Genomic DNA, 11,717 nt, shown 5'->3' with positions numbered 1-11,717 from the left:
CCAATGGCAACATTACTTGATGGTAAACGGGTCTGGGCAGAAAAAAATCTGAACCAGATTTAATCTGACAGACACCTGTATAAATAACCGGTAACTGTCAGATCAGGTCTGAGCTAGTACAATTTATTCAACAAAGCCAGCTATACATTGAAGATACACCCAAACTTACATCTTTCCCCATATACTAGCTCCACATACCGCCCTCGCCCATCCCCATGTCCTAAATCCATCGATACCAGCGCGCGGGCTTCCCGGTTACTGAAACCCTGCCGCCGATAATAATACATAGCATCCTGTGCCCATGCGTAACGCAGGCTGTGCGAGGAATATTGCCCTTTCAGTCCTGCCAGAGTCGTTTGTGAACACCAGCGGTTGATGGCGCTTTTCAGATCCGGTTTATCAATCAGCCGACCGTTGCGAGCAGCGGCAACCGTCAGCGCCTAATTCACTGTCTCCATTAACGTTTGCCGATCCAGCACCCGCGTTTGTCGGGGCCGTCCTCCTTTGGTGCCGAATACCACCATCAATTATTCGTCGCCTCGCTCCAGCGCGGTAGCCCATGTCTGGAGCGACTGCGAGCGCTGCACCGCTTCCTGTGAGCACAACCCATCATTCGTGCCAGTTGTAGCGTCAGCGCGAGTCTGGCGTCTTTCTGTTGCAAGGTTGCCAGCGCGGTCTGATACCGCTCCGGCGTGGTAGCTTTCCGAGTGCCGTCCCGGCTGGCTCCGCTCAAACCTAACGCCTTGTTGCTCAGCCGTTCCGCATCCGCCAGCTTGTTCCGTCCAGCGGTGCGCAGCATCACCCGCACCGCCGCCATCTCGTTATGCAGCGTGCGCAGGGTAATTCCCTGTTCTAACCGCTCGGCGATATAGCATTCGATATGTTTCGCTTTGAGATGCTGTATCGTGCGGATCTGAATATTCAAAAATAACAGGTGACTGGCAAGCCGCTCTGCAATCTTTAGTCGGTCATGTACCGTCTTATGGCTGCCGCCAGCCTGTCGGGCCAACGTCTGCATCTCCCAGCTTAATCGTTACATATGTTATCCCCCCATCCTCAATAACCTCAGTTCTCCGGCGCACGGCGCTTCACGGTACGGGTTTCCGTGCCGCACTGAACAATACCTGCGCGCCAGAGCGGCAGCGGTTGAGGTATGGCGGGGATATCGGTTATGCACTCGGTGCAGCCGCCTGCATCAGCAGGGTGATCCCCTCAGGCTGAAAGCCTGCCTCAGGTATCGGTTCAGTCCTCCTCTGATAAGTGGGTTGATAAGAATTGACACAGAAAATGTGCGTCAGATGACAGGTCGCGCCGGAAAGCGCTGTGGCGTAAGGGCTGACGCAGAGATCGTTCGCGGCGTCACTTGCAACGGCTTTACGCCGTATGAAGTGACGCCGCTGCCTCATAGATGCATTCTCTGAGGCAGCAAAAGGCCGCAGACGGTTGCATAAGCTATAAGGAGTGCTGTAAGCATCAGTGCGTATGCGAAAAGACGTTGCTTCACGAAGAACAAACGGGATACAGCCCTAAGGCATTGGGATAAGTGAGCTACCATCGCCGCAGCGATCACCCGCAAGAGGGTAGCGGGGCGGGTTGGGCGTCGACCACACAGGCTGAGCCTGTGCGTTGCCTTGAAGATCGTGGCAACATGGGAGTACTGCTTGCAACAGCGGCGTAACACTGACAATTTACTGCGCCAAAATCCGTATATCAAGCGGCTAACGCGCTGCGCTTGTTGGCTCCTTACTGGATTTCTATTCCATAGAAATCCAGTAAGGAGCGTCTAAATCCACTAACAGTATGAAAAAAATTTTGTAAATTTTCGCCGGGTGGGTTTTCAATCCACCTCCCTTTCTCCACCCTGCCCGCGCCCGATATCCTGATAGCGTGAAGGCCAGATCTCTTCCGGCTGTTTTTTCAGTGCATCAGCAATTAAGCGCTCACCCTTCGGCCAGTGTCGCGTCAGCGCATTTGCCAATGTGGACGAGGCCAGTCCCGCCTCTCTGGAAACCGCCAACAATGTTGTTCCCTTTCTTCTTAAAATAGCAATGATATCAGCATGATGCCAGTCATTTTTATTCATTTATCTAACTCTCTCGTATAACGAACTCAATCAATTATCCCGTTTTGGGATAATCCAATAAACGATTGATATTCGATTTTGGGATATAGATCAAGGTTAGCGAGATGACATCAATTTATTCAGAGGAATATCAGTTGGTTATCAGAACGCTTCGCGAGGCCAGAATCAGTAAAGGTATCAGCCAGCAAAAACTGGCCGATATGTTAGGTCGACCACAATCATTTATCGCTAAAGTCGAGAGTGGTGAGCGCAAGCTGGATGTCGTGGAATTTGCTTTGCTGGCGTATTTGTTGTCTGTCGATCCAGCTCCGGTTCTGGAAAAAATCATCACACAAAAAATGGCCAAATAAATAGAATCATTTAAGCGATAAATACCAATATCCTTTTTTGGGATAAAACAAACTGTCATTGATAGTCAACCCGGTATTTCTACCGGGATTAACAACAATGGCTTCTATTTACTCCGATGAATATCAGCGTGTTATCAAGGCACTGCGTGAGGCGCGTGTAGCGAAAGGGATCACACAGGAAAGTTTGGCACAGGCACTGGATCGCCCTCAATCGTTTATCGCAAAGGTCGAGAACGGAGAACGTCGGTTAGATATTGTCGAGTTCATCCATCTTTCCCATTTACTCTCTCTCGACCCGATTAACATCATCAACAAAATCCCGACGAAACATAAGCCGCTCAGCGCGAAATAACCTCGCGTAACAACGGCGATCCCTCAGCAGCCAACATCCGACTTTTCACCGCCATGCCAAACGCGCCGACATCCTGCGACGCAGCGGTTTTCGTCACCGGCTCCCCGGCTTCCCACCGATCCAACCGGTCGGCCCATTCCTGCATCATCATCCGCCGCTGTTCGACGTAAGACGCATGGTTATAGGCGGCACGGATCTTATTGGGATCGGCATGGGATAGTTGTACCTCGATCCACTCTTTCGGGTAGCCGAGTTCGTTAAGCGCCGTCGAGATCGTCGCCCGGATGCCGTGACCGGTTAGTCGGTCTGCATAACCCATGCGTTTCAGCGCGCTGTTAAGCGTATTTTCACTGATGCGCTTTTGCAGGTTGTTGCAATTGGGAAGCAGGTAGCATTGCGCCGGTCGTCGCTGCTGCAAGGTTAAAAGCGCTTTCACGATATCGATGGCCTGTCGCGGCAGCGGCACCACATAAGCTGGAACGCTGTTACCCTCCCTGCGCATCCTGACCTGCAACTGTTTGACCGATGCGGGCGGAATAATCCACAACCCACGCTTAAGATCGAACTGATTAGGTTCAGCAAGGCGCAGCTCGCCAGTACGCACGCCGGTCAACAACAGCAGGCGTAAGCCCTGTTGGGTTGTCTCCTGCCCGCCGTAGTCGCGCAGCTTGCGCAAAAACGACGGTAACTCATCCATGCGCAAAAAGGGATTGTGCGTCACCGGCAGACGGGGCGTGGCCACGATATCCAGGTAGCTGGCCGGATTGTAGCGCACGCCCTTTTCCACTTTGGCGTAGCGGAATAACTGATTCAGCCAGGTGCGCACCTTTTCGGCGGTGGTAAGCGCCTTGCGCCGCTCTATCCGGCGCAGAGCCGCCAGAATATACGACGGCTCCACGTCAAAAATCGACAGACCGCCCAGCGACGGCAGCACGTCTTTGGCGAAGATGCGATCGATCTGCGACAGCGAGCTTTGCCGTCCGCGCTCCAGACTCAGCACCTTGAAGTCGCGCCACTGGCGGAATAGCGCGTCAAAGGTATTCTGCGCTGCGGCATTGGACTGCTGGCTGTAATTGCGCGGATCGATGCCCCCGGCCAACTGCGTGCGCAATTCATCACGCTGCTGGCGCGCCTGTTTAAGGGAAAATTCAGGATAGGAACCTAAGGAAATGCGCTGCTGTTTACCCTGCAACGAAAAACGGAAGTGCCATTTCTTCGCGCCGTTGGCGGTCACGAACAGTGACAACCCGTCGCTATCGTTGAGAGTGTAGGCTTTGCCGGTGGTGCGGGCCTGCCGGGCGACGGCATCGGTTAACGCCATAGGGTATACCTCCTTCAAGGTTGAAGAGAGGAGTACCGCGCAAAGGAAAACGACTCAGCAAACAATCCGCATCCGTCATTCACCCGCTTTCCGTGTACTAATTTGTGTACTACTTCGGCGTGGTTGACGGTGGTTTTCAGCGGATTTCGCTGGATGCTCAAAAGAGCGATTACCCTGTTGAATCATAGAACTATAGACGTTAATGGAAGTCTATAGAACAAAAATTGGAGCGAGAAACGAGACTCGAACTCGCGACCCCGACCTTGGCAAGGTCGTGCTCTACCAACTGAGCTATTCCCGCTTAGGAAGTGTAATTCAGCTAACGGTAACACATTGAATATACTAAATTTATTCAACACTTCGTGTTAGCGGTGAACATTATGTACCAATTATTTCAGGCTGGCAAGCCCTTTTCAGTGAAAATGCGCGCAAGTGGTCATTCCCTGCGCGCTGGTGCTCAATACCTGCGAACTCAATACTCGCGTGAAAAATCAACCTCGCCGCGCAGCGCTGCACCTTGGGAGTAACGTTGCAAGTTGTCCAGGAACAGGTCCGCCATCAGCGCTGGCACCATCGGACCGGCAATATGCGGCGTCAACGTCAACCGGGGCATTAGCCAGAAAGGGTGTTCTGGCGACAGCGGCTCCTGACGAAAAACATCCAGCACCGCTCTCGCCAATTTTCCTGCTCGCAGCGCCGCCACCAGATCGTCATCCACCACGGACGTGCCGCGCCCCACGTTGATAAATACCGAGGAAGGTTTCATGCATGCGAACAAATCTGCGTTATATAGATTCTGCGTTTTCGGCGTATCCGGCAGCAGGTTCACTACATAGTCGGCCTGCGCCACGTCGTGCGCCAGCGCGTCAATCCCCGACACACGCGCAAAACCGGGCAACGCCCGCGGTGTATTAACGATCCCGTGTAGCGTTACGCCAAATGACCGCAACATGGCGGCCACCTCAGCGCCAATATCACCCGCGCCAACGATCAATAAGGTTTTGCCCGTCAACAGCCCGGACAGGTGGCGATCCCACTCCTGACGTTGCTGCTGTGCCTGCAATGCGAACAAACGCTGCTCGTGCGCCAACAGATGCGCCAGGATGTATTGTGCAATCGGCTGACCAAACACCCCTACGGCGCGACTCAAACGGTAATCTTGCGGGAGACCCGCTGCAAGCAGCGGCTTGAAGCCAGCCCAGGTAGATTGCAGCCATGCAGGGCGATGCCCAGCGGTTAGCAGCGATACCGCCCGGTCCGGCTCACCAAGCCAAATGTCACAGCGCGCGACGGCGTCTTCTCCGTCATCAGGAAGGCAATAATCCAACCCCGATGCTTTCGTGCTTAACAGCGCACGCAGTTCCTCTGCCCGAGATTCCAATAAAAGAATCGCCCCCATTTCTCCCCCTCGCGTTATCAACGGTAGCCGTAAAAAAACCACAACTACCCTACTCGTAGCGAGAAGCCTGTGGCAACCCTTTCAGCATGCAGGCCCGTTTTCTGACAGATATCACTCTTCTTCTTGTGATTCGCCAATGTGGTTCACCATGTCCAGCAACATGGTGGTGACATGGTGATCCGCCACGGTATAAAAAATCTGGCGTGACCTGCGCTCCCGCTTCACCAAGCGCGCGCCGCGTAGCAAGCGTAAATGGTGACTCACCAGTGACGGTGAAAGCGCCAGGTTTTGCGCAATGTCACCGACAGCATGTGGTCCCGTCAGGCAGAAATGCAAAATGCGCAAACGGGTAGGATCGCCCATCAGACGAAACGTTTCTGACAGGATGGTAGTTTCATGCAGAGAAAGCATGGCATGACGACTCAATGTGCGTGCCCTCACGTAACAGATATGTCCGTATCATGATGATGAGAATGATCGTCATGATGTTGATGTATTTCCTTAAAGGGTGACAGGCTGCACCTACAGGCCGCCTCATCTTCATCACCCCAGTCAATGGCAACCGTTGCGTGTTCTACGTGAAAACGGTCATAAAGCTCGCGCTCTACCTGCCGAACCACCTGACGCACGTCCGCCCCCTCTTTGGCGCGTACATGCAATGTGGCCAGGATGCGCCCCGACGTGATCATCCACACGTGCACATGGTGGATGTCTGCCACTCCCGTTACGCTCTCTTTAAGATAGCGTTCAATCTCTTGCGGCATGGCATTGGCGGGTGCCCCTTCCAAGAGTATGTGCAGCGATTTTTTCAATAACGCCCATGCGCTGCGCAAGATCAGCAAGGACACCACCAGCGACAGGATAGGATCGATGGGGGTCCAGCCGGTGAAATAGACCACAATAGCCGCCGCGATAGCACCGATGGAACCCAGCAAATCGCCCATCACATGCAGTGCTGCACCTTTGATATTGACATGTTCGCTGTCGCCGCGCGTCAATATCCAGAACACCACAATATTCACCAGCAGCCCGATCGCCGCTACGACCAGCATCAGCCCTGCCAGCACCTCATGCGGCTGGCGAAAACGCAGCCACGCTTCGTAGGCTATCCAGATGACGATAGCAAACAGCGTCAGCGCATTGATAAACCCGGCAATGACTTCGAAACGCAAATAGCCAAAGGTGCGCTTGGTGTCTGCATTATGACGGCCAAAACGAAAGGCTGCATAGGACAACGCCAGTGACGCGGCATCCGTCAGCATATGTCCCGCATCCGCCAGCAGCGCCAACGAACCGGAAAGTACACCGCCCATGACTTCTACCAACATAAAAGTAAAAGTAATCACAAAAGCGATCAGGACCTTGCGCTCATTCGAGCGCGTTACCGTCGGCGCATGGTCGTGAGCATGATCGTGGTGAGAATGGGACATTGTACCTCTCCTGCCTTTAGATGATTTTAATATATGAATAACTATTAATATATTAAAATAAAAGCAATACAAATAGGTTACCGGCCGCAACGATCGCCGCGCTCAACCACGTTATTTTCATGTCAGACAGGCATCAAGATCTCATTTCAGCATGCATCTGATGATGGATCTCCGCCAGCACGCCGTTGGCGCGCTGATACTCTGCCCGTTTTTTACTGGCAACGTCGTCGAGACTTTTGCTTGCGATACGCAGCGGCAACAGACACACGCCATCGGGTCGCAATTCCCCCCCCCCACGAAGAGCCAAAAGCTCTCATAATCGGCATGAAAACTGGTTTTCTTTTTACGCCAGTAGCGCCAGTTCTGATAAACATGGGTATGATTTCCCACCGCTATCATGCACTCAATCCCTAACAGCTCACCCAGCACGCAGGCCGTTTCCAGTACCAACCGTTTAGGGAACAACCCATGGCAATCACGCGTTACCTGCGAAATGCGCGCCTTCTGCTGTTGCAAGTGCCGCGTCGGCCCTTGTAATCCGCCGATAAATAACGCTCTCTGTCCTTCGAACTGCACCACGGTCATGGTCATGCGCGCCAGCGGCATCCCCTCAGTACACAACTGAAGCGTTATCTCTCCCTCTTTATCCAGTGATGAGTGGGAACCCAATAGCAACGCGTAAGCAGCACCGCTTTTGCCCTGTAAATTGACGATCGGTACACCGCCAGGTGTCAGCATCAGGCGACGTAACCTTGGATTGGCGCAGGCCACGGCATCATAGTGATAACAAAGCGCGGCCAAGGCGTTGCGGGCAGAAAAACGGCTAGAGAAGTATGGCCGTTGAAGTTTATCGGGCAGCGCCATTTGGGCATACAGCATCTGCGCCCGCTGCGGGTGACTGGCAATGTAGTGGAGCCAGTTCAGCGTCAAAACAGGGTGAAGGAGCGAGCGCGCCAGAAATTTAAGACAGTAGGCGGGCTTTAACCAAACGCTCTTCTCATCAGGGTGAATATCCCCGCGCAGCAAATGGCTCAGTAACTGCCAGCGGCTCATCGGGGATGATATTTCATCAAAGGTTGCAAGTGCCATAAGAAATAATAGTGTTGATTCGGAAACAGCCCCCTATCTTTATACTTTATCAGCCGTTGACTAAACCGTTATGCAATCATCTTTCAGGAAGCAACCAAACCCCCAGCTTTGTTTGTTATTGGTTTATTAAAAAGCCAATCCCGAAACGGTTAACGTCGGGATCGGCCTTTTTACAGAATCTGATGTGATACACCAATGATAGCGTTTCTCGGTTAATCCAGATCCTGACCGTTGCTGGCGATCACTTTCTGGTACCAGGCAAAGGATTTTTTCTTGCGTCGTTCCAGCGAGCCGTTGCCAAGATCGTCACGATCGACATACACAAAACCGTAGCGTTTGCTCATTTCCCCGGTCGACGCCGCGACCAGATCGATGCAGCCCCAGGTGGTGTAGCCGATGACTGGGATACCGTCATCGATCGCATCGCCCATGGCGCGGATGTGTTCACGCAAATAGCTGATGCAGTAATCGTCTTCGATCTCGCCGTTGGCATTGATCTCATCGCGTGCACCCAGACCGTTTTCCACCAGAAACAGCGGCTTCTGGTAACGGTCGTACATCATGTTCATGGTGATACGCAAGCCGAGTGGATCGATGCCCCAGCCCCATTCACTGCGGGTAATGTGCGGATTGGTAAGAGATTTAACGATATTGGCTACGCTGCTGTTGTGCTCATTCATCTCTGCCGAGGCACAGCGTGAGGCGTAGTAGCTGAAAGAGACAAAATCGACGGTGTTTTTCAGAATGTCAGCATCGCCATCCTGCATCTCGATATGGACACCTTTCTCACGGAACACCCGCGCGGAATAGGACGGGTAAGCGCCGCGCGCCTGCACATCGATAAAGAACAGGTTTTCCCGATCTTTTTCCAGTGCCGCCCACACATCTTCTGGCTTACAAGACCACGGATAAAAGTTTCCTCCCGCCAGCATGCAGCCCACCTGATTTTCAGGATTGACCTCGTGCGCGATCCGGGTCGCCAGCGCGCTGGCAATCAGCTCATGGTGCGTAGCCTGATACTTCACCTGATCCTGATTTTCACCCGGTTCGAACACCAGACCAGCACCGGAGAACGGGCTGTGCAGCAGGATATTGATCTCGTTGAACGTCAGCCAGTATTTCACCAGTCCGTCGAACGCTTCAAAGCAGGTGCGCGCATAGCGGGTGAAAAACTCCACCATCTTGCGGTTGCGCCATGAGCCATACTCGGTGACCAGATGCATCGGTACATCGAAATGGCACAGCGTCACCAGCGGTTCGATACCGTATTTGCGGCATTCACTGAACACCGCATGATAAAAAGCGATACCTTCCGGATTCGGCGTCAGTTCGTCACCCTTCGGATAGAGACGGCTCCAGGCGATAGAGGTGCGGAACACGGTAAACCCCATCTCTGCCATCAACGCGATGTCTTCTTTGTAGCGATGATAAAAATCGATCGCCTGATGGCTGGGATAGAACTCGTCGTCACGCAGCGTAAAACGCTTCTCCTGCCCCAGCTTTACCGGCAAACGGGCGGGACCATGCGGGATCATATCCACGGTGTTCAGCCCTTTACCCCCTTCCCGATAAGCGCCTTCTGACTGGTTTGCCGCCAGGGGCCCCCCCATAAAAATCCGTCTGGAAATGTCGCTGCTGACATGAGTCACCTTCTCTTTGTACCAATATCAATTAACTAACGCTGGTGGCCTGCACGGGTTCACTCGTCTTGGCTTTGGTTGGCTGCGATTCCTCTTCGGTTTCAGGAATATCCTCAAAGCCGAGAATAAGTGTCAGTACAAACGACAACACCACCGCCAGAATCATCACGGCCACCACCCACACAATGCTCATCGGGTTGGCCGGATCGAAAAACTGCACGCTGGTAAACAGCCCCGGCGACGCCATGGAGTGGCTGGCAAGGCCGCCAATTCCGGCTACCGCGCCGCAAATAAAACTGCTGATCAGGCTGGCAATCAGCGGACGTTTCAGCCGCACCGCCACGCCGTACAACGCCGGTTCAGAGATCCCGGCCAAATGGCGGATGCCTCTGCCGCCAACTGCTGCTGGTGGATGGCAAACACAGCGCTGAAGAAGAGCGCGCCGCGATTCAATTCCTGATCGATTTACGCTGCGATGCCATCATCATCTATCCGCGTTTTCTCACCATTGATGAAATGGATCAGATCATCAGTCAGCATAAACAGCCCATCATGGTGCTGAACCGCCGGTTACGGGTGAATGACAGCTACTGCATTTACTCCGATCAGCATGAATCCAGCCGCAATGCCGTCAACCACCTGATCGAGCAAGGGCATCGTGAAATTGCCTTTATCACCGGCGCGCTGGATTCGCCCACCGGCATGGAACGCCTCGCAGGCTACAAAGCCGCACTGGAACAGCACGCGATTCCCGTGGATGAACGCCGTATCGTTCTCGGTAAGTGGGCACTCACCAATGGTGTTGAGGCCGTCAACACCCTGCTCGACAATCAGGTCAGCTTCTCAGCGTTAGTCGCCAGCAATGACGACATGGCCATCGGCGCGCTCAAACAGCTCTATACGCGCGGCGTTGGTGTGCCCGAGCAGGTGTCGGTAATTGGTTTTGATGACTTGCCCACGGCAGCATTTACCATCCCTTCGCTCTCCAGCGTGAAAATGCCGTTGGGTGAGATGATTCAAGAGATCATCAACCGACTGCTGTCCATGCTGGATGGTGGCACGTTGAGCCAACGCAAGGCCTATCCAGCATCATTGATCCTGCGCGATTCGGTGACGACGGGGCCGTTTTATCGCTAGTTTTTTCACCGATGCGGTGTCAACGATGTCGTGATATCATGCGGTTACGTAAGGATACGCGAAATCAAATCGATGTTTTTCAGCCGCCCCAAGACCCTCAGCGACCTGATCAAATCAGGTAGCTTCAGAAAGCTCCAGCAGCGCATCGATGCTGCTAACTGCAATCAACCTGATGAGCACGGCTTCGCGCCGCTGCACTATGCCGTCACCTACCGTGAAGCAAAGATTGCACGCTACCTGCTGTCGCAGGGGAGCGAGCCGGTGATCGGTGAACAGGGCAGACATCTCCCCGCGATAAACGAGGTCGTCAATTCCCTTTGTTTGCCGCTGATTGAAGCGTTTCTCGATTCCGGTATCTTCCTGCCGGAATATATCGATGGTTTACCGCTGCTGCACCATTTTATCCGGCTGCTGCAAGCCGGGATCAGTATTCCTGCTGATGAGAAAGGGGAAATCATCGATTATCTCACCAGCAAAAACTTCCGGCCAAAGCAGGTAAAACTGATTTTCGAGTTGAACCAGAGCCAAGGGCATGAGCTTCCCCTCAGTATCCTGATCCATGATTCGCGAACCATCCGGCAGATCATTGACGAATTGCCGCATGATGCCCCCGATATCAACACCATGTTTATCGATATCGTCACCGCAACCGGTCTTCGGCGGGATGAAAAGCTATCCCTGTTGGGCACCCTGCTGGACAAAGGCGCCGATATCAACACATCGGGCGAATGGTCCCATTTTCAAATCAGCGCGCTGCACATCGTCGCCGGTTGGCCAGACAACGTGGAGCACGGTCAGGCTCTGCTGACCTGGCTGCTGGAGCGCGGTGCGGCCATTGAATGTCACGGCCTGTCAGCGTTTTATCTGGCGGTGTGGTTCGGCCACATGGAGACCGCCAATTTACTGGCAACGCGCG

At 53.5% G+C, this 11,717-nt stretch carries 10 protein-coding genes, 1 tRNA gene and 5 pseudogenes; 5 read left to right on the top strand and 11 right to left on the bottom strand.

The genetic code is table 11. The features are described 5' to 3' along the window. Positions 1–140: 140 nt before the first annotated feature. Positions 141–1,018 (bottom strand): annotated as a pseudogene (locus tag ACTBDZ_RS10460) (integrase domain-containing protein). A 525-nt stretch (positions 1,019–1,543) separates the two neighbouring features. Here ACTBDZ_RS10460 and ACTBDZ_RS10455 point away from each other — a divergent pair. After that, the gene (locus ACTBDZ_RS10455) at positions 1,544–1,678 is read left to right on the top strand and encodes a hypothetical protein (RefSeq protein WP_438815260.1); all 135 of its coding nucleotides are present in this window, start codon (positions 1,544–1,546) and stop codon (positions 1,676–1,678) included. A gap of 159 nt (positions 1,679–1,837) precedes the next feature. Here the strand turns inward: ACTBDZ_RS10455 and ACTBDZ_RS10450 are convergent, their stop codons facing one another. Beyond that, a complete protein-coding gene (locus ACTBDZ_RS10450; protein ID WP_438815259.1) occupies positions 1,838–2,083 on the bottom strand; it encodes a helix-turn-helix domain-containing protein in 246 nt (81 codons plus the stop codon). 104 nt (positions 2,084–2,187) lie between these two features. Between ACTBDZ_RS10450 and ACTBDZ_RS10445 the strand changes: the two genes are divergently transcribed. Both ACTBDZ_RS10445 and ACTBDZ_RS10440 read left to right on the top strand, forming a co-directional pair. Beyond that, positions 2,188–2,433, top strand: coding sequence for a helix-turn-helix domain-containing protein (locus tag ACTBDZ_RS10445; protein WP_438815258.1), 246 nt, complete (start codon positions 2,188–2,190; stop codon positions 2,431–2,433). Positions 2,434–2,530: 97 nt separating this feature from the next. After that, positions 2,531–2,785 (top strand): helix-turn-helix domain-containing protein, encoded by a 255-nt coding sequence (locus ACTBDZ_RS10440; RefSeq protein WP_438815257.1) that lies wholly within the window; start codon positions 2,531–2,533, stop codon positions 2,783–2,785. Here ACTBDZ_RS10440 and ACTBDZ_RS10435 read toward each other — a convergent pair. The 9 genes and pseudogenes from ACTBDZ_RS10435 to ACTBDZ_RS10395 all read right to left on the bottom strand — a co-directional run. After that, entirely contained in the window at positions 2,772–4,106 is a 1,335-nt protein-coding gene (locus tag ACTBDZ_RS10435) for a tyrosine-type recombinase/integrase (RefSeq protein WP_438815256.1), read from the bottom strand. The genes ACTBDZ_RS10440 and ACTBDZ_RS10435 overlap by 14 nt on opposite strands. 225 nt (positions 4,107–4,331) lie before the next feature. After that, positions 4,332–4,407: transfer RNA gene (locus ACTBDZ_RS10430), tRNA-Gly, on the bottom strand. Positions 4,408–4,578: 171 nt separating this feature from the next. Beyond that, complete coding sequence (locus ACTBDZ_RS10425; RefSeq protein ID WP_438815255.1) at positions 4,579–5,505, bottom strand: D-2-hydroxyacid dehydrogenase; 927 nt, start codon at positions 5,503–5,505, stop codon at positions 4,579–4,581. 111 nt (positions 5,506–5,616) lie between these two features. Next, positions 5,617–5,931, bottom strand: coding sequence for a metalloregulator ArsR/SmtB family transcription factor (locus ACTBDZ_RS10420; RefSeq protein ID WP_319801680.1), 315 nt, complete (start codon positions 5,929–5,931; stop codon positions 5,617–5,619). 11 nt (positions 5,932–5,942) lie between these two features. Continuing rightward, positions 5,943–6,935 carry a cation diffusion facilitator family transporter gene (locus tag ACTBDZ_RS10415; RefSeq protein ID WP_438815254.1) on the bottom strand — a complete coding sequence of 331 codons (993 nt, stop codon included), beginning with the start codon at positions 6,933–6,935 and terminating at the stop codon, positions 5,943–5,945. Positions 6,936–7,068: 133 nt separating this feature from the next. Beyond that, positions 7,069–7,203, bottom strand: a complete 135-nt coding sequence (locus ACTBDZ_RS10410; RefSeq protein WP_438815253.1) for a hypothetical protein — start codon at positions 7,201–7,203, stop codon at positions 7,069–7,071. Positions 7,204–7,241: 38 nt separating this feature from the next. Continuing rightward, a pseudogene (locus ACTBDZ_RS10405) lies at positions 7,242–7,988 on the bottom strand (VirK/YbjX family protein); the annotation flags it as partial. A 248-nt stretch (positions 7,989–8,236) separates the two neighbouring features. Continuing rightward, a pseudogene (locus ACTBDZ_RS10400) lies at positions 8,237–9,666 on the bottom strand (6-phospho-beta-glucosidase). Positions 9,667–9,695: 29 nt separating this feature from the next. Then, positions 9,696–10,078: pseudogene (locus tag ACTBDZ_RS10395) on the bottom strand (PTS cellobiose/arbutin/salicin transporter subunit IIBC); the annotation flags it as partial. Between ACTBDZ_RS10395 and ACTBDZ_RS10390 the strand changes: the two are divergent. Together ACTBDZ_RS10390 and ACTBDZ_RS10385 are read left to right on the top strand one after the other, a co-directional pair. Continuing rightward, positions 10,058–10,801 (top strand): annotated as a pseudogene (locus tag ACTBDZ_RS10390) (substrate-binding domain-containing protein); the annotation flags it as partial. The pseudogenes ACTBDZ_RS10395 and ACTBDZ_RS10390 sit on opposite strands and share 21 nt — an antisense overlap. 72 nt (positions 10,802–10,873) lie before the next feature. Beyond that, the coding region (locus tag ACTBDZ_RS10385; protein ID WP_438815252.1) for a hypothetical protein at positions 10,874–11,717 on the top strand (844 nt) is incomplete at its 3' end.

The sequence above is a fragment of the Symbiopectobacterium sp. genome (genome assembly GCF_051710365.1).
Classification (GTDB): domain Bacteria; phylum Pseudomonadota; class Gammaproteobacteria; order Enterobacterales; family Enterobacteriaceae; genus Symbiopectobacterium.
The sequence above is the reverse complement of the archived record's forward strand: the minus strand, read 5'-3'. Positions and strand labels throughout refer to the sequence as shown.